Source organism: Paenibacillus sp. LjRoot153 (assembly GCF_964253085.1).
GTDB lineage: Bacteria > Bacillota > Bacilli > Paenibacillales > NBRC-103111 > Paenibacillus_E.
Genome location: NZ_CAXUQH020000001.1, coordinates 1,398,120 through 1,416,968 on the forward strand (window position 1 = coordinate 1,398,120; position 18,849 = coordinate 1,416,968).

Genomic DNA, 18,849 nt, shown 5'->3' on the forward strand with positions numbered 1-18,849 from the left:
ACGCTACGCCCATTACATGAAACATGTAGTAGCTTTACTGAATCATGGAATATTTTTACTTCTAGCAAAAGATTTACGCGAGGACAGATTTGTGTTTGTATGTAGAACAAGAGTAGTAAAAAGATTCTATCTTTTAGTAAAGCGATTACATTCTTCGACAGCGCCTAAAATCGTATGATATGACATGTAAGCGGTTTATAAATAGCGGGGAGGCAAAAGGAAATGAAGATGTTCAGAAAGATAACAAGCTTGGGTTTAGCTGCTGTTTTAACAGTAACGCTTGCTGCGTGCGGAAGTACGAAAAGTGATAGCGGGCAACCGGCAGGTTCCGACTCGCCGAAATCAACAGCCACTGCTGCGGCTGAGAAAATTAAGATCTCCATGTGGTCGCAGTTCTCTGATCCTAACTCCAAAGACGGTGGTTTTATCGGCTTTTACAAAGCATTGGATGCAACGAAAGCCAAGTTTCCTAATGTAGAAATTGAGCATACGGGGATCGGTGGAGAAGCCTACAAAACCAAGATCAAGACAGCTTCGGCCGCCAATGAATTGCCAGATATTTTCTTCTCATGGGGTGGAGGATTTGCACAGCCGTTCGTTGCTGGAAACCGCATTTTACCCTTGCAGGACCTCGCAAAAGACGGAACAATAGACAAGCTGGTTCAAGGTACGACTGACAACTTCACATTCGACAATAAGCTGTACGGACTTCCGACGAATATTGCAACGGCGAATCTTTACATCAACACAGAGCTGTTCCAAGCCGCAGGCGCCAAAGTTCCTGCCACTTGGGAGGATCTACTAGCGGATATTAACCTTTTGAAAGCCAAGAACATAACGCCAATCGCACTAGGGGCAAAAGACAGATGGCCGGCGATGTTCTGGAACTCCATTTTGGACATCCGCATGGGCGGAACCGCTGCCGTTAACGCAGCTTTGAATAAGACAGCATCCTTCGATACGCCGGACTTTCAGGCCGCAGGCCGCAAATACAAAGAGCTGATTGATGCCAAGGCATTCGGGGAAAATCCACTAGGGACTTCCTATGATGAGTCGATCAATATGTTCTTAACGGGCAAAGCCGCTATTCTTTATATGGGCGCTTGGGTGAACGGACAGATCAATGCACCGGATTCTGCGGTCAAAGGTAAGGTTGATGTGGTAAAATTCCCGACAATTTCAGGCGGGAAAGGCAATGCCGATGAATGGCATGGCGGCTCTGGCGAAAGCTTTTTCATCAATAAAGATGTGAAAAATAAAGAGCGTGTGTGGGAAGTGTACAAATACTTCATGGAGACGATGGCGAAGGAAGTGTACCTTGCTGGTTCAGGTTCCTCCGCATGGAAAGGCGATCTTGGCGACACCACGAAGGTAGATCCGCTTGCTGTGAAAATTGGCCAACTCTCTGCGAAAGCTACAGGATTCTCTTATTGGTGGGATCAAATGTTGTCTGGTAATGATACCGAATCCATGTTCGGTTCGCTGATGAAATTCACAGCTGGCAAGGTAACGCCAGAAGAATTTACCAAAGAACTGCAAAGCAAAATCAATCCTGGCAAATAGAGACGAAAGAAGTCTAGTCGAAGAAACTGGCGGAAGGCAGCTTCCGCCAGTTTGATTAGGGGGAGGGAGAACCATGCAACAAGTGTTTGGCGATAAGAAAGCCATAGCCGTCTTCGTACTTCCTGCGCTAATCTTGTTCCTACTCGTAGGTTTCGTCCCCATTGTTCAATCCGTGTATTACAGCATGTTGGATTGGAACGGCATTGGGCAAGGGAAGTTTGTGGGATTGGCGTTGTACAAAGATTTGTTCATTACCGATACGTACGATATGCAATTTCTTCATTCTGTTTGGAATACGTTGTATTTGGCCATTTTATCGGTAGGCTTGCAGATTCCGTTTGCGTTCTTTCTAGCCTTAATTCTTGCGCGGGGCATTAGAGGAGAGAAGTTTTATCGGACCCTATTCTTTATCCCTGTCACGATTTCGTCTGCCGTCATTGGACTTATGTTCTTATCGATTTTGAACCCAAACTACGGTGTATTGAATGCCATATTGGCGCAAATAGGACTAGAAGGATGGAAGAATGATTGGCTGACGAACGAGAAAACGGCTCTATCGAGCATCATGCTGCCGGCTGTGTGGCAGTGGGTTGGTTATTACATGCTTCTGATGTATGCAGCGATAAAAGGGATCTCCGAAGAGATGTTTGACGCAGCCAAAATCGATGGGGCGTCCAAATGGCGCTCGACGTTTTCGATCGTAGTCCCCTTAATAACGCCGATTTTGAAGGTGTGTATCGTATTTGCCATTATTGGTTCTCTGAAATTTTTCGATTTGACCTTTATCATGACGAACGGCACCTCGGCACCGGCGACGGATGTACCCAGCACGTTAATGTACACAACAATCTTCAAGCGAAATATGTACGGGTATGGAAGTGCAATGGCGGTGTTTATGGTGGTGGAATGTCTTGTTATTTATATGGGGCTGCAGTGGTTATTTCGAGTACGAGGAGAGGGGACTAACAAGTGATACTGACTCGAAAATGGCATAACACGAACCTTATTCTTCAACTTTTTCTTGTTATTTTTGCCATCATTCAATTTTATCCGCTGCTTTGGCTCGTGTTAACCTCATTCAAAACCAATATTGAAATCACCGGAAGCAATGTCATGGGACTGCCTTCCAAGTGGATATTTGCCAACTATCAATACGTCTTTGTGGGCTCCAAGCTGGGTAGGAATTTCTTGAACAGTTTCTTATACACTGGCATAACGGTAATCGTTTCAGGGTTGTTAGCAGCAATGGTATCGTATGCGGTCACTCGAATGAGATGGAAGTTTAGTAAACTTGTACTGGCCTTATTTATGTCGGGGCTGATGATTCCTGTACATGCTACCTTGCTGCCTATCTTTCTTATTTTAAAACAAACTCATCTGTTAAATACGCCATGGGCGTTGATTATCCCTTATACGGTGAACGCGATACCTCCCGCTATGTTTATCATGGTCGGATTTTTTACGAGTCTCCCTCGGGAGTTGGAAGAAGCCAGCGTCGTTGACGGGTGTAATATTTATCAAGTGTTTTTCAGAATTATGCTGCCTTTGATCAAACCAGCTCTTGTTTCGGTATCCATCTTTACCTTTTTGGCTGCCTGGAACGAATTAATGTTTGCCACTACATTTATCAATAGTAACAAACTCATGACGATTACGGTTGCGATTAATTCCCTTCGGGGGCTGCATACGACAGAATATGGTCCGATCGCAGCGGGCATGGTTATTGCGACGATTCCTACGATTATTTTGTATGCATTCTTAAGCGATCAGGTTCAGAAGAGTATTGTAGCTGGAGCAATTAAAGGCTAGTGAACGATGCACGCATGGTATACTAAGTGGAGGAACGATAGAAAGTGTGTAGATAGGCCTAGAATCAGACAGAAGGTGGTTTATGTGGTGAGATTCGCCAAAATAAGAACACAAATGATAGCCTATTATATCCTTTTACTATCGGTTTCTCTGCTGATCAGCGGCGTTTTGTATCAACGCTTTAACCGAAGTCTGATCGACGGCAAGATTGCGGAAGTCTCTGAACAGAGTTTAAACGCGATTCAATCTAATATGAATTCCTTGTTCGATAATGCCTCCAAATATTCCCAAAGGGTCATCGCCAGCAGCACCGTCCAGGAACTGCTAAAGACGGATTTCACGTACGATGGATTCGTTGCTTCGAACCTGAGTATCCAAAAGGTGTTAAATGAGATTTTCCTCGCAGAGTCTAATGTAGCCTCTGTTTATTTGTTCCGCAACGATGATTTATATTATTCACTGGAGTTTCAGAAGTTAGGTCTGCATATCGCAAGCATTAAATCAGCGCCTTGGTATCAGGAAGCCATTAACAGAAACGGTGGCTCGATATGGCGAATCAATGCAGGCGGAATCTTAAATACGCAGGTAAAAGGGGAGCAATATCTCTCTTTAATCCGTGTCGTGAATGATCTGAATACGGCCCAACCGATTGGCATGGTGATGATTAACATTCCATTAACGCAAATTAAAAAGCCCTATGAACATACCATTGATGGCAAGAAATACGATCTCATGGTGGATCGGGAAGACGCTCTCGTGATCGATTTTGAGAATCCTGAGCTGCAGCAGTTCGCGGAATCGGAAGCGTTTCGATCCCATGCTTCAGGGAGCTTTATCCAAACGATAGCCAATCATCGTTACATCTTCGATAAGATGGAGGTTGGCGGATGGCGTTATGTAACCGCATTCTCGATGAGCGACTGGCCGAATCCGTACAAAGCTGTGAACCGGGTTCTTTTCCCGATCGTCGCTTTTAATGTTGTTTTTATTTTTCTCGGGTTTATTTGGATCACGCGATCTATTATCCATCCGATTTTAAGTTTATTAAAATCGATGAGAAAAGCGGAGACGGGTGATTATCAGGAAGTTCTTCTCAATCCGAATTCCAATGAAATTCGGCAGCTTCAAGATCGGTATAACCGTCTGCTAACTACGATTCAACAATCGATGGAGCGCGAGAAAGAGGAGCAGATGCTGCGGCGAAAGCTTGAACTTCATATTCTTCATCAGCAAATTAAGCCGCATTTTCTATACAATGCCTTGGAATCTGCGGGATACTTGTCGTTAGCTGGAGAGAGGGAAGAAACCTACCGCCTGATATCAGCGTTAGCGCAATATTACCGCTTGAGTTTGAGCAAAGGGAATGAAATCATTTCGCTGAAAGAAGAATTTGAGATTGCTAAGAACTATTTGACGATTCAGCATATCCGGTACCCAGGCATGTTTACGGCAGCTTATGAATTGAGCGATGTTCTGCACGATTATCCAGTCCCTAAGCTTACTCTGCAGCCGCTTGTGGAAAATGCCTTGTACCATGGTATCCGGCCTATGGGCCAGCAGGGCGTGATTACGGTATCCGCCGTTATCTCGGGCAGATCGGTCATCTTGTCGATTCAAGATGATGGCATCGGTATCACGGAGGATAAGCTGGAATCCATAAGAGAAGAGCAGCTCATTCATAATGCCGCAAGCTTCGGATTGCGTGGAACAATGACTAGACTCAAGCTTTTTTATGGAGAGAGCATGTCCTATTCAATTGGCAGTTCACCCGGCAATGGAACGAGAATCGAAATCGATATACCCTACCTGGAGGATCCCCAATGGAACAAGGAAGGATAACTGCTATTACTGTAGATGATGAAGTCAATCCAAGAAAGCTACTTCAAGTTCTCCTAGATTGGCATTCCCTTGGTATCGAATTTATAGGGGAGGCAGCTAATGGCAACGAAGCGCTGGATTTAATTGATGCGTTAAGGCCCAATATCGTATTTACCGACATTAATATGCCTTACATGGATGGATTAGAGCTCGCGAGGCTGATCAAAGAGAGAGATCCGTTCATTAAGGTTGTCATTCTAACGGCCTATCCAGAATTTGAATATGCGAAACAAAGTGTGAAAATCGGTGTCCATGATTTCGTGTTAAAGCCGCTTCAACCTGACGTACTGAGAAAACTGGCTATCGATTTGAAAGATGTGATCGAGAAAGAAACCGCCCATTGGCATGAATATCGGAAAATACAGTCGGAGCTTCTGGCGAATACCCTTGAGTTAAGAGAAAAGTTTCTAATGGACCTACTCGTAGGCACCACATCAAATGGTGAGCAACTCAATCGAAGGTTTGACTATTTTTTCGGCGAATCGTTTCGAGCATGCTGCTCCGTTGCTGTACTCGATTTTCAAAGCGAGCCTAATGTTGAAGAAGAGAGAAGACTAAATCTCAGCATGGGCTGCAAAAGGGCTGTCGAATTTCTCGTGCACGAGCGTGAGGGGATTCATGTTCTTCAAGACAATGGCGGACGTGTCGTGATGATTAGCTGGGAACAAGCGATTGAGCTGGAGGCGCTGGGCGAACAGGCCATTCGCATCATTAAGGATAAGCTGAATTGCCAAGCAACTGTAGGGGTAGGGGGCATTTGTAAAAACCTGCTTCGGGTGAAACATAGCTACAAGGAGGCCCTGGAAGCGCTACGTTATGGCAAACTTTTTGGCGGAGACCAAGTCATCTCGTTTGGGGAAGATATTCGGCTGGTCAATTATTCCACAGATTTGAAGCTATCGGATACGGAAGAAATCATTTTCTTTATTAAAACGGGGCTCAAAAATCAAGCTGTAAAAGCCATCGATAAGCTGTTTCATTCCTTGGCTCCCGCTGAGGGGATGACGAATGAACACATGTATTCGCTCGGTGTCCATTTCATTTTGATGCTGAATCTGGCCATGTCGGAGTTGGGCTTTACGCAATTGCGTTCGAACTTGTTGAACGGTGCCATCTATAATCGCATGTTCGGTTGCCGAACGATGGGTGACTTGAGTCAATTGTTGTCCAAATTGGCAGAAGATGCGGCGGATTATGTACAGGGTACGCGAATGAAGAAAACGAACCAGATTGTTCACGATATCCTGTCCTACTTAGCCGACGAATTTCGAAATCCCGAAGTTTCCTTGGGTTCCGTATCCCAGAAGTTTCATCTCAATTCCAGTTATTTAAGTCGCATTTTCAAACAGGAAATAGGGCAGGGTTTCACCGATTATTTGCTGAAGCTTCGTATAGATGAAGCTGTTAAGCTCATGAATGAAACGGACTGGAAAGCTTATCAGATCGCGGAAAAAGTGGGGATTAAGGATCCTTATTATTTTAGCCACCGATTCAAAAAGGTAACGGGCGTTTCGATTCAAGAATATAAACGAACCTCACAGATATAGAAAAGGAACCAGTGCTTAGCGCACCGGTTCCTTTTTCCATCATAGTTCGAAAACCTTCACACCATAAGGAGCTATCTCCATCTCCCCCATACTAACCCGTTCACCTTCCAACAAGTCTTCCATCTCCTTCAGCAGATTAGCTTTGACTGGTTTGTCGGTGTAGTTCAGGATAAAGGCAAAACGACGATCCTGTTTCACGCGGATGGCAACCTCGACCTCAGGCGGCAGCTCTGCCCAACCTTTAGTGGCAGGCGCAATTCCAAGGCGGCGGATCAAGGCATCCGCTACTTCGCGGCTGAATGCGGCCCCGAAATAATAGGCTTCACCGCTGCCATAAGGGTTGCGGGTGAGGGCCGGTTTGCCTGTATAATAGTCGCCGTCAAACAGGGCGAGTGTTTCTACGCTGTCGTTCTCTGGCAGGAGAATATCGTTGTACAGACGGGCAGGCATGCTGGCTTCGCCGCCACCATCGATCCAGCGCATGTTAGGTGTCGCTGCTTCGTTCACGATGAGCGTAAAGTCTTCGACCGTGACACCGCACAGTTCCGCGACGAGACCTGGGAATGGCGTCATTCGACAATGTCCGCGTTGATCTTTATAACCGGAGCGGGCTCCAAAAACCAGCTTGCCGCCTGCGACTACATATTGCTTAAGAAGTTCCGCCGTTTCCTCCGACATAATGGCTGGATGCGGATAGATGAGCACTTTGTAACGAGCAAGGTCATTTAGGGTAGTCTTATTCTGCACATACAAATAGTCGTAAGGGATATGGCTGAACTGCAGGGCTTTCCCCCAGCTGTATTCACTCTCTTTTGTTAGCGGACCATGGTATTGGTCAAGTTCCCCATCCCACTCATTGTCATAATCGTGAAGAATAGCCACTTCCGCTGTGAAACGAGATCCGGCAATAACCTCTCCGATTTTTCCTAATTCTCGGCTAATTGTTGCGGCTTCAGCAACCCTTCGGTTGGGACGGTTATGGTAATCGTTGATCCCATGCCAATAAATTTCGGTGCCAAATGTTGCCGTTCGCCATCTGAAAAACAGGACCATATCCGCCCCGTGAGCAACTGATTGATAGGTCCATAATCGCATTTGGCCTGGTTTTGGTGCTGATTGTCCCATTGTGTTCACCCAACCGCCAGGGCCTGACTGCTGCTCCATAATGCAGAAAGTAGGTGAGATCGAACGTACCTTGGTGAGTTGGTTGGAATTGCTGCGATCCATGAGCGGATTCTCGCGATCGGCATCGTTCCAAATGGTTGAGAAGTTCGGATACGAGTCGAAAGAAAAGAAGTCCAACAGTTCATCCGTCATGGCATGGCTATCCAAATGGCCAAACATGCCGTTCGTTGTGATCCACTGAGCTGGGGCAAGCCGTCGCAAGATGTCTGCCTGTAAACGGGCGAAGGATATGGTGTTATCCGAGATAAATCGCTTTTCATCCAGCGCTTGATGAGGGTTAGCGGATTTGCTAGGCGCAGGGCGAGGTAAATGCACTTGCTCCCAGTCTGAATAGCTCTGATTCCAGAAGACGGTTCCCCATGCCTGATTCAATGCGTCTAAGGAACCGTATTTCTCCTGCACCCATTTCCGAAACGCTGTATGGTCGGCTTCAGCATAGAAGACGTTCACTTCGCAGTTAAGCTCATTGTCGATCTGCCAGCCTACTACGCCTGGGTAGTTGGCATAATGAGTTGCCATAGCCTCGGTAATCTTCGCGCAATATTCGCGGTAAACAGGGCTGCTGTAATTGTAGTGACGTCTCAGCCCGTGCTGATACTGCACACCCTCAAATGTAGCATTCAGAATTTCCGGATATTTATAGGTCATCCAAGCGGGCGGTGTTGCCGTCGGTGTACCCAGAATGACTTTCAGTCCATGCTCGTGAGCAAGATCAATAGCGCGGTCGAACAGATCAAAGGCATAAACCCCTTCTTCTGGTTCAAAAAAATTCCATGCAAACTCACCCATTCGCACAATGGTAAAACCGATTTCTCGCATTCTCCTATAATCGTCAGCCCACATCTGCTCCGGCCACTGCTCAGGGTAGTAGCACACACCTAGGTCAAATTTCTCTCCCGGAATGGTTTTTTCCATGATGAACAATATCCCCATTTCTATTGGTATAGTAATTTCTTGTTGTTTAAAGTTCTTTATGTATTCATTATATTTCTTTATAATAGAATGTATATAACATCATTTTGCTACATGTATCAGATTTTTGCGTTTTGGAGGGCACATGAGAATTCATTATGTATTGTCTGAACCTATGTACAAACACTACACGGTGTATCCGGATATGATTGGTCAATATGCGGAATTCCCCGAACATCAGGAGTGGCGGATTAAGGGGCAGCTGCAACAAGCAAATTTACATATTGTGTTAAGCGGTAAGGGATATGTCAAAGCGAACGGGAAGGAATTTTGCCTGGAAGCAGGACAAGGCTTTTATTACGGGGCGGGCCTCGAGCAGGAGTATCGAACAGACCCGAACGATCCTTGGCAAGTATTCTGGGTGCACCTTGCAGGTGAAGGACTCGACAGGCTATTGAACGATCAAGGTACTTCAGCTGTGTGGTTGTTTACTTACGGTGATGTACCCAAACTCAAACAAATGACCGGGGGCTTATTGGAGTTGGCATCCCCTTATGATCGGAACGAAGTGCAATTGGCTGTAAAGCTCTATGAACTGCTTGCTGAGCTTGCCTTACGTGCGGAGACACATGGAACGGCAACCATACTGGATAAACGTGCACGGATGAGAGAGGTTGCGGAATATATTCGAACTCACTGCACGAATCCGCTAACGCTCCTGCAGATGGCCGAGCAGGCAGGCTTCAGTACCTATTATTTTAGTCGGATGTTTCACGAAGTGATGGGGCGGACTCCGATGGTGTGGCTGTTTGAATGTCGTCTTGTTGTAGCCAAGCAGCTGCTTATGTCTACCGAATGGACAATTAAACAAGTCGCAGAGCATATCGGATTTTCCCAGAGCAGCTACTTTATTGCGCGCTTCCGGGAGCATACCGGACTGACTCCACAGGAGTATCGGCGGGTGTATAACACGTAAAAAAACCTTCAAGTAAATGAAGGTTTTTTGCGGGCCATTACGGCTAGAGCGTGACTCTTTTGAAATTTGGAAAAGGCTTGGCTGCTTCAGGAAGCGACGAAAGGCTTACCAGCTCGGCAACTTTCATCATGTTTTCCCAAATCGGCCATACTTTCGGGGACGTATGTGCTTGGTCCTTGGCCTCCTCGGATAACCACTCGAATATTTCAATAAGCGTTCCGTCTACAGATTGCAGCGTTACCGGCGGGAATTCCGTGATAAGCCCTTCCTCGCGAAGCACAGGGATGTGACCTTTGACAATCTCGGCTAGTTCTGCTTCTTTTCCTGGATGGGGGCGGTACAACGCCATTGTAAACATGCTTGAATTAGACATTCGAATCCGCCACTTTAAAATAATAGATGCCATTTATTGGAGTTAGTATATCAGATTGATTTCATCGTTTCCAATGGTTCGAATTGACGTGATTGTCTTAGGCAGCCACTTCACAGGACTTTATTCCCGAAAGAGCACTAATAAGTAGCAAAGTATGGGATAATCAACGTCACCATTAAATGTATACGCTTTCATCAACTACCAAAGTCAAATCTGCATAAATTAAAGGCGAATCTACGTTTTACATTCTATTGAGAACGGCGTAAGATTCATTACGACAAGTTGATTTTTAGTGAGAAAACCTCTATCGAAGCCACTCGAAGATGAGCGACCGCGTTTAGAGCTAGGTTTTATCGCCAATAAGAAAGCTATTTTCGGGAACCGAAAACTTATACTTTCTTATGTGGTAAAAAGAAACCACTTAATTCCCAGTAGGGAAACGGGGGAACCAATCGAAGCCGTTCCAGCAACACATGGCTTCATGGGGTGAATCCTGATGCTCGCAAGCATTAGGTAGGACGCTCTCAAGTCCGAATCCGACAGCTAACCTCGTAGGTGCATTGAGAGAGAACCGCACACTCGCCTTCTTATGTGAAGAAGTCCGAGAGTAGAGATTCTCTGCTCTTAGGGCTTCTTTTTGCTTGTCATTAACCCAATAAATTACATATATTCCACAAGGAGGATGCGTCATGCATGCAATTGAAATTAATAATCTGACCAAAACCTATGGGAACGCAAGAGGCATTAAAGACGTTAGTTTTTCGATTGAAGAAGGGGAGATCTTTGGTTTTATTGGACCGAATGGTGCTGGGAAATCAACAACGATTCGAACGCTGCTGTCGCTGATTTTTCCCACAAGCGGCAGTGCCAAAATTTTCGGGAAAGACTGCATCCAGTTTGCGCCTGAAATTAAGAAGGAAATCGGGTATTTACCGTCGGAAGTTTTTTATTATGACAACATGAAGGTGATCGACCTACTCAAGTATTCAGCTAGCTTTTACAAGAAGGATTGCACCAAAAGAATCAAAGAGCTTGCTGAAATCATGGATCTGGACGTTACGAAAAAAATTGATGATTTATCTTTGGGAAACAAAAAGAAAGTGGGCATCGTTCAAGGGCTGCTGCACGATCCTAAGCTGATTATCCTTGATGAACCGACTAGTGGACTGGATCCGCTCATGCAGCAAAGGTTTTTCGAATTGCTTGAACAACAGAATAAAAGGGGAGCTACGATTCTTTTTTCCTCTCATATATTGAGTGAAGTTCAGCGACTATGTGATCGAGTTGCGATTATTAAGGAAGGCAGGATTGTAACGGTTGAGAAAATCAGTACGTTAAAAGAAAACAATTTCAAGCGATTTAAAATTGACACGGCAGAAGTGCTCGATCCTACTTTCTTCAAAATGAACGGGGTCAATAACATTGATGTCCAAGGCCAAACAACCAGCTTCTTATTTAAAGGCAACATTAATCAAGTCATGAGAAAAATTGCTGAAATTGAAATTGATAATCTATGGATCGAAGAGCCTGATTTAGAGGAGATCTTCATGCACTACTATGAGAAGGAGGCTTAAGGTGGGATGAATATATTCCTTCATGAATTGCGAGCTTATCGAAAATCCACGATCACGTGGACGTGCTCCTTAATTGCAGTCATCGTATTATTCCTATCCCTTTTTCCTTCTGTCTCTAAGGATTTTGCTGAGTTCTCTAAGGTATTAGAGGGATATCCCGAAGGTGTCAGGAAAGCGCTTGGTATTCAAATCGAAACGTTCGGCACCCTGCTTGGGTTCTATATCTATATCTTTATGTACATTACACTTTGCGGAGCCATTCAAGCCATGGTTTTGGGAACATCTATCGTCTCGAAAGAAGTTCGTGAGAAAACAGCAGACTTTCTTCTTACGAAGCCCGTAACGCGGACGAAAATATTGACTTCCAAGCTATTAGCAGCAGTGGCTTCCTTAGTGATAACGTGTGTGATCTATATCGCCGCAGCCTATCTAATGGCACTTCAAGTAAAAACAGTTGATTTCGATGTGAGCGTATTTCTATTAATTTCATTCACGTTACTGTTTATCCAGCTCATGTTTCTAGCTATAGGATTCATCATTTCAGTCGTATTTTCTAAAATAAAAGCCGTCTTATCCATCAGTCTTGGTACGGTGTTTGCCTTTTTCGTTATCGGAATGGTCGTTGCCGTAGATGGGGAGGGAGCTAAACGCTATTTCTCGCCATTCAAATACTTTAGCGGGAAATACATGCTGGAGCATGCGAGCTATGAAACACCTTATGTCATTGCAACTATCGGAATTATCGTCGTTTCGATAGCTGCGTGCTATTTCATTTACACGAAAAAGGATGTTCATGCCGTATAAACGCGGGTGAGAGGAGGGAACAGCCAGTGAATATTTTTTGGAGAGAACTAAGAACGTATCGGAAATCGATGATTTTTTGGAGCTTAGGACTCATTTTTCTAGTGGTCAGTGGCATGAACAAGTATCAAGCAACGGCAGCTAACGGACAGATTAATGATCTTATGGCCGAAATGCCAAAGTCCCTTCAAGTGATCATGGGTGGAGGCGCATTAGATTTATCGAAGGCAAGCGGTTATTTTGGCATCTTGGTCTTATATTTCTTGTTAATGGCAACGATCCATGCGACTATGCTTGGGGCCAATATCATCGCGAAGGAAGAGCGGGACAAGACGGCAGAGTTTTTATTCGTGAAGCCATTATCGAGGCATGGAATCATCACTCGGAAGCTGCTAAGCGCTTTAGTGAACATTGTTATTTTTAACCTCGTGTCATGGATTTCGAGTATGTTGATCGTTGGGGCTTACAGCAAAGGTGAGGCTGTCAATGGTGATATCTCCATCGTCATGCTGGGCATGTTTATTCTACAGCTGCTCTTTCTAGTCATTGGAACGTCCATTGCAGCCGTTTATAAAAATGCCAAAAAAGCAGCCTCACTGTCAACAGGCATCATGCTCATCACGTTTATTTTATCCATTGCCATTGATTTCAATGATAAGCTGGCATTCTTGAAATATGTAACCCCGTTTAAATTTTATGAGGCGAAAAATATCATGTATGGTGGTGGATTTGATGCCGTGTATGTCATCATTTCGGCAGTTGTAATTGCCATATTAACGGTCGTTACTTATGTTTCCTTTCAAAAACGGGATTTGCACGTTTAGAGATAGAAAAAGACCTTCACCCTATCCATAGCTGGATGCGGGCAAAGGTCTTTCTCATTTAATGAGGTTAATAATAAAATGATAGCTTATTTCTTCAAATCCAAACGCACATCGCGACCATCATCTTGTACAGACAGCTCTTTACCCGCAGCCTTGAGGGAATTGACGTGATTTACCCAAGCATCCAGCATGATGGCGCCATCTTTCCAATCCTTCACTTCACCGAATACCGTAAAGCCATCGCCACTGCCAGTAGCCATGAAATCATTGGTTGTTACTTTGAATGTACGATCTGTATTCAACTTGCCATCGACATAGATCGGTGTACCATCAGTCAAAGTGATTTTGGAGTACTTCTCACCTAGCGGCTTCGTGTTATCCCATTCAACTTTCAAACCTGAGAATTGAATAGCTGGAAGACTTGTATACTTGTCCGTAACTTCGAGTGCTTTTTTGATTTGTGCAGCAGTCATTGTACCCGTTACGTTGTAATTGCCAAAAGGGAGTACTTCAAACATTTCGCTATAAGTTAGCTCACCTTTGTCAATATCCGTGCGAATACCGCCAATATTCGTGAAAGCGATATCGGATTTCTCAGAAGCGCGCATCGCATCTGTGATGCTGTTGCCTAACTGTGTTGCTCCGTCGCGGTCAGCCCCGCCATTAGTAGCAAAACGGAAAGATTTACGATTTAGCGGCTCTGCAACTACGACTTCTACTTCGCCGGATTTCGCAGAAATTTTGGCTTTATATGCTTCAACCGTTTGGTGAATCTCTGCGTCAGCTGTCGTTAAATTCGTATATGTTTCAAGCAAGCTTGCATTGGAGGATACGACTTGCTTGGTGGATTTGTCTACAAAGAGTTGAATGTGCCCAACCGCGTAAAGCCAGCTTTGAGCCTCAACAACTGGAATGCCATTCACGATTCCGGCTACACGCATGTGGGAGTGACCCCCAACAATCGCATCTAATGTGCCGTTCCCAGTGCCTTTTGCAAGATCAGCAAGCTCACTAATGATTTCAGCGGATTTTTGGTTTTGCTCACCTGGGAGGTGAGAGGTAACCATGATGATATCGACGCCTTTCGCGCGAAGCTCGGCTGACAATTCTTTGGCCAAAGGAACTGGATTTTCAAAGGAAAGGCCTTCGATGTTCGTTGATTTCGTTGTTGTTTTCGTTTGAGGTGTTGCGAAGCCGATGATGCCGATTTTCAGACCATCTTTTTCAATAATGACATAAGGCTGTGTCCAGTCAACGCGTTTACCTGTTTGATCATCGATAATATTAGCCCCGAGGATAGGGAATTTAGCTTTCTTAATATTATCGATCAGAACGTCACGACCAAAGTCGAATTCATGATTCCCGATAGCCGCAGCATCATATTGCACTTGTGCCATGGTATCCATCACGGATTGACCATTCGTTGTATTGGAAATAAGCGTACCTTGCCAAGCGTCACCGCCGTCAACTACGACAGTTCCTTTGGGATTCACAGCACGGAAATCGGATACGATGCCGCCAAATGTTTCGATACCGCCTTGCCCTTGATTGCGCTTTTTATCGAAGCCGACTTCGATTTTACCGTGAATATCGTTCGTTGTTAAAATATCAACCACTTTAAATAAGATAGGTTTAAGCGCTTTGGCTACTTCATCACGCGTTACTTCAGCAGTAGGATTAAAGTTACCATCGAGAGTAGGTGCGAAAATTCCGCTAATGACGGCATAAGCGACATAAGGTCGGGAGTCTTTGGCGATGGATGCGGAGTCTTTGAAGTAATTCAACACATTTTCGTTCACTTGTGGCAGTTGGCCGCCAGTTACGACTTTCACAATTAATTCAGCAAGCTCTTGACGCGTCACAGCAGCATTCGGATGAAACGTACCATCAGCAAAACCGCTAATCAGTTTAGCTGCAACGGCGTTCGCAACTGCTTGATTTTGCCAAGTCGCAAGGTCCGTGAACTTAACAGTACTAGGATCAGCACTTTGCAGCTTGGCAGCACGGTTAATCATAGTTACCACTTCAGCGCGAGTAGCGGCATTTGCACCACGGTAGTCTGTATCTCCGTAGCCCTCCACAACGCCGTTATCAATGGCAAGACGCATATCTGATTTCATTGAAACGGGCGAAGTTGGTGAGGTTGTTTCGGCAAATGCTAGGGAGCTAGAGAAAGAGCCAGTGAGAACGGTTACAAGAGCGAGTGCAGTAAGGCGTGTAGTGAATGTTTTTTTCATGTGTTAAAAATTCCTCCTACTAATTAATAGAACGACGGTTAATAAACCCGTCTTTTAGTATAAAGGAAATGCTAGATTTTGAGAAGTGAAGAAATTATTAACTATTTAACCTCTGAATTCCTTCGGTATAAGCGATGCTGAAATCGTGGAATAATTACTCTTAAAAGGGGGGCATTTTATGCATGTGGACTGGATTTGGAGAGCTATCGTCATTATTACCGCGGGTTCATTGCTCCTTCGACTTACCGGTCGAACATCAATTGGCAAATTAACAATGATCGACGTGCTGCTCATGCTGATTCTGGGTCCGTTATTCATTCGACCTGTTGAGAATGAAAATATGTGGAAGACCTTCGGCACAGCCATCGTTCTTATATTGACCGTACGGATGATTAGAACTTTGCTGATACGATATGCGCCTCTTCGTGCTTTATGGATCGGCAAGCCAATACCCATTATTGTGAACGGAAAAGTGGAGCTTAGTGCAATGAAATCGCTGAATCTTACCGATGAAGGGCTTAACGCGCAGCTGCGCATCGCCGGGATTAACGATCGCGATGATGTTGAATGCGCAACGATTGAGGCCAGCGGTCAGCTGACCTTTCGGTTAAAACCACATAAAGTTCCTGCGACGAAGCAGGATATTGAACAGCTGAAGCAGCTCATGGAGTCCCGTTTACCAAAATAAAAACACACGAACTGCCGCGCATTAATCTAGCTGCGCTAACCGCAGCAAAGGAGCTAAGCGTATTTAAGCCGCTTAGCTCCTCTATTTTTACTATGAGATCACTTCCTGAGCTAAGCTCATTTCCACGCACATAAGAATAAAAGCGCCAGCACCGTGCAAATCGTTCTCGCTTGTAGGACGGGCGATGTAGTGGGCATAATCCCCGATTCCTGTACCGATACAGATCTTTCCAATGATCACATGACCGTTCTCATCAAACTTCAGCGTATCAATGACGCCTTGATATCCTTTCCACGCATAGGTCAAATACTTAGGATCCAAATAGCCGAAACGCACGGCTTTGGCAATGGCATGCACATACAACGCTGTGCAGGAGTTTTCCAGCCAATTATCCGCAATGTCTCCTTTGTCTACAACCTGATACCATAAGCCTGTGGTGGCATCTTGATAGGGGATCAAGGCGATGAGCAGGTCTTGAAGGATGCTCGTCAGCGTAGCTTTATCTTTGTGGTCCGCAGGAAGATATTCGAACATTTCCAGCAAAGCAACGGGATACCAGCCAATCGCGCGTCCCCAGAATTCTGGTGCCAAGCCTGTTACAGGATCAGCCCAAGCAGCAGCTTTGGTTTCATCCCAACCGTGATACAGTAGGCCGGTGTTAGGGTCCTTGGTATGCTTCTCCATAAGGATAGCTTGATAGGTCATCATGTCGAAATAGTCGGCTTCATCGAAGGTTTTACCGAACTGAGTAGCAATGGGTCCAGCCATATATAATCCGTCTAACCACATTTGATTCGGATAACGTTCCTTATGCCAGAAGCCGCCAGATGGGTTGGTTTTCCATGCTTTTAAAAGGGGAACCAATGTGTGCAAGGCTTTCTTATACCGTTCATCGCCAGTTTGCTCATAAAGGTTAAAGAGCAGCACGCCCGGTTGAATATCATCCAGTTCTTCTGGGTTATATTTTTTGATGCTGCCATCAGCAAGAATCTGACTGTCTACCCACCGTTTGATATACGTATAGTATTTATCATTGTTAGTTTCCCGCCAGCATTTCTCCATACCTGATAGGAAAACACCTTGATGATAATGGAACCGATCTGGCGGAAGAAGCTCTGGTTCAAATTTGGTCATCAGCGCCTCACACGCTGCCTCCGCCCATTGAATAGGGGATTTTGCATGTTGATTGGTAGTGGTAGCGGTGTTGTCTTGGATATTACGTTCAGAAGCTTGCATTCGGATTCATTCCTCCTTCGTGTACTTAAGCTTATCTTAGCAGAGGAAAATGTACATTTATTGCTGAAAAGTTAATTTTCTTCTTATATCTTGCAGGATATGAAGAGAAGCGTATAATAAATGGCAAATTGGATGAAAAGGCGGAGTAGAAGATGGAAGATTTCCAATTCGATAACGGAGAAGGTTCCTTCTCCGTATCTTATCGAAAAGCGTTGAGTCACAATATGCCGGTTAACCATTTTCACAGTACCTACGAAATCTTCTATTTGATGTCCGGCAAACGGACGTTTTTCATAAAAGATAGGACCATGATCATCAACGAGGGGGATGTCGTCATCATCTCTCCGAATATTCTTCATCGGACCACCAACACGGAAATGCCTAAGCACGAGCGGCTCATCGTGAATATTCATGAGGCTCATATGGCATCGGTGAATAATTCCTATAGAGACATATTCCAGCCTCTCTTCGAGAATGCGTACATGATCATACAATGTCCGCTGCATGACAGGCTTGCTATAGAGGCGCTTGCACATAGCATTATGCAGGAGATGCAGGAAAAGAAGCCTGGCTTTGAGATGTTCGCGCAGACGTTGGTGCTGCAGCTGCTCATTATTTGCTGTCGGCATGCCAAACAAAATGCGCTGGAACCGCTAGAGCCTCCTAGCCCCATGTACGAGAGGATCTTGGAGGTTGTTCGATATATGAACAACAATTACATGAATGAGCTGCCGCTGCATCTGCTGGCGGAGAAATTTTATGTAAGTCCCTATTATCTAAGCCGTTTTTTCAAAGAAGCGACGGGGTTTACGTTCGTGGAATATTTGAATAGTGTCAGGATCAAGGAAGCGAAAAAGCTGCTGGAGCAAACCTCCATGAAAGTTAGTTTGATTGCCAGAAAGGTTGGCTTCGGCAGTGTTACGCATTTTGGGCGCGTATTTAAGTCTGTTACGGGACATGCTCCGTTGTTTTATAGGAAGGACAAGTAGAATAGCTAATGATGCAAGAAATGTATGTCCTATAGAAATGGGAACCCTTCTTAAGGAAGGACAGATGAAAGAGAAGAGACCAACCTCAAGTAATGACAATCTACTTAGGGTAAGTCTCTTCTCTTTTGACCATAAGGAGTGCTGGTTGTTCATCACAATAAACTAACACTCTCACAAATAATTTCTAATATTAATCTAATAGTCTTCATTTACTATACAGATATAGGCAAAGTAACTAATCCATATAACTGGAGCGG

The 18,849-nt window shown here is 44.8% G+C and carries 15 protein-coding genes and 1 riboswitch; of the genes, 11 read left to right on the forward strand and 4 right to left on the reverse strand.

Features of this window, described 5'->3' with window-relative positions:
- The first annotated feature begins 222 nt into the window (after positions 1-222).
- The 5 genes from ACSQ8P_RS06155 (at position 223) to ACSQ8P_RS06175 (ending at position 6,797) form a co-directional block, all read left to right on the forward strand.
- Complete coding sequence (locus ACSQ8P_RS06155) at positions 223-1,563, forward strand: extracellular solute-binding protein (RefSeq protein ID WP_436234383.1); 1,341 nt, start codon at positions 223-225, stop codon at positions 1,561-1,563.
- 73 nt (positions 1,564-1,636) lie between these two features.
- A complete protein-coding gene (locus tag ACSQ8P_RS06160; RefSeq protein WP_436234384.1) occupies positions 1,637-2,536 on the forward strand; it encodes a carbohydrate ABC transporter permease in 900 nt (299 codons plus the stop codon).
- A complete protein-coding gene (locus ACSQ8P_RS06165) occupies positions 2,533-3,372 on the forward strand; it encodes a carbohydrate ABC transporter permease (protein WP_436234385.1) in 840 nt (279 codons plus the stop codon). The genes ACSQ8P_RS06160 and ACSQ8P_RS06165 overlap by 4 nt, the downstream gene beginning before the upstream one ends.
- Before the next feature lie 87 nt (positions 3,373-3,459).
- Positions 3,460-5,211 carry a sensor histidine kinase gene (locus tag ACSQ8P_RS06170; protein WP_436234386.1) on the forward strand — a complete coding sequence of 584 codons (1,752 nt, stop codon included), beginning with the start codon at positions 3,460-3,462 and terminating at the stop codon, positions 5,209-5,211.
- On the forward strand, positions 5,193-6,797 hold the full coding sequence (locus ACSQ8P_RS06175) for a response regulator (protein WP_436234387.1): 1,605 nt from the start codon (positions 5,193-5,195) through the stop codon (positions 6,795-6,797). The genes ACSQ8P_RS06170 and ACSQ8P_RS06175 overlap by 19 nt, the downstream gene beginning before the upstream one ends.
- Before the next feature lie 39 nt (positions 6,798-6,836).
- On the opposite strand, the gene ACSQ8P_RS06180 is transcribed toward ACSQ8P_RS06175, so the two are convergent.
- Positions 6,837-8,897, reverse strand: coding sequence for a beta-galactosidase (locus tag ACSQ8P_RS06180; protein ID WP_436234388.1), 2,061 nt, complete (start codon positions 8,895-8,897; stop codon positions 6,837-6,839).
- 142 nt (positions 8,898-9,039) lie between these two features.
- Between ACSQ8P_RS06180 and ACSQ8P_RS06185 the strand changes: the two genes are divergently transcribed.
- A complete protein-coding gene (locus tag ACSQ8P_RS06185; protein WP_436234389.1) occupies positions 9,040-9,870 on the forward strand; it encodes an AraC family transcriptional regulator in 831 nt (276 codons plus the stop codon).
- A gap of 43 nt (positions 9,871-9,913) precedes the next feature.
- On the opposite strand, the gene ACSQ8P_RS06190 is transcribed toward ACSQ8P_RS06185, so the two are convergent.
- The gene (locus tag ACSQ8P_RS06190; protein ID WP_436234390.1) at positions 9,914-10,276 is read right to left on the reverse strand and encodes a hypothetical protein; all 363 of its coding nucleotides are present in this window, start codon (positions 10,274-10,276) and stop codon (positions 9,914-9,916) included.
- Positions 10,277-10,651: 375 nt separating this feature from the next.
- A riboswitch (cyclic di-AMP (ydaO/yuaA leader) is annotated at positions 10,652-10,817 on the forward strand.
- 115 nt (positions 10,818-10,932) lie between these two features.
- Here ACSQ8P_RS06190 and ACSQ8P_RS06195 point away from each other — a divergent pair.
- From ACSQ8P_RS06195 to ACSQ8P_RS06205, 3 genes are read left to right on the forward strand one after another with little or no spacing between them, the layout of a single operon-like run.
- Complete coding sequence (locus tag ACSQ8P_RS06195; RefSeq protein ID WP_436234391.1) at positions 10,933-11,817, forward strand: ABC transporter ATP-binding protein; 885 nt, start codon at positions 10,933-10,935, stop codon at positions 11,815-11,817.
- A 6-nt stretch (positions 11,818-11,823) separates the two neighbouring features.
- Positions 11,824-12,621 (forward strand): ABC transporter permease subunit, encoded by a 798-nt coding sequence (locus ACSQ8P_RS06200; RefSeq protein ID WP_436234392.1) that lies wholly within the window; start codon positions 11,824-11,826, stop codon positions 12,619-12,621.
- A 26-nt stretch (positions 12,622-12,647) separates the two neighbouring features.
- Positions 12,648-13,442 (forward strand): ABC transporter permease subunit, encoded by a 795-nt coding sequence (locus ACSQ8P_RS06205; RefSeq protein ID WP_436234394.1) that lies wholly within the window; start codon positions 12,648-12,650, stop codon positions 13,440-13,442.
- An 86-nt stretch (positions 13,443-13,528) separates the two neighbouring features.
- On the opposite strand, the gene ACSQ8P_RS06210 is transcribed toward ACSQ8P_RS06205, so the two are convergent.
- The gene (locus tag ACSQ8P_RS06210; RefSeq protein ID WP_436234395.1) at positions 13,529-15,679 is read right to left on the reverse strand and encodes a 5'-nucleotidase C-terminal domain-containing protein; all 2,151 of its coding nucleotides are present in this window, start codon (positions 15,677-15,679) and stop codon (positions 13,529-13,531) included.
- A gap of 178 nt (positions 15,680-15,857) precedes the next feature.
- On the opposite strand from ACSQ8P_RS06210, the gene ACSQ8P_RS06215 reads away from it, so the two are divergent.
- The gene (locus ACSQ8P_RS06215; RefSeq protein ID WP_436234396.1) at positions 15,858-16,367 is read left to right on the forward strand and encodes a DUF421 domain-containing protein; all 510 of its coding nucleotides are present in this window, start codon (positions 15,858-15,860) and stop codon (positions 16,365-16,367) included.
- A gap of 90 nt (positions 16,368-16,457) precedes the next feature.
- Here ACSQ8P_RS06215 and ACSQ8P_RS06220 read toward each other — a convergent pair whose 3' ends face one another.
- A complete protein-coding gene (locus ACSQ8P_RS06220) occupies positions 16,458-17,603 on the reverse strand; it encodes a glycoside hydrolase family 88/105 protein (protein WP_436234397.1) in 1,146 nt (381 codons plus the stop codon).
- A 152-nt stretch (positions 17,604-17,755) separates the two neighbouring features.
- Between ACSQ8P_RS06220 and ACSQ8P_RS06225 the strand changes: the two genes are divergently transcribed.
- A complete protein-coding gene (locus ACSQ8P_RS06225) occupies positions 17,756-18,592 on the forward strand; it encodes a helix-turn-helix domain-containing protein (RefSeq protein ID WP_436234398.1) in 837 nt (278 codons plus the stop codon).
- Positions 18,593-18,849: the final 257 nt, after the last annotated feature.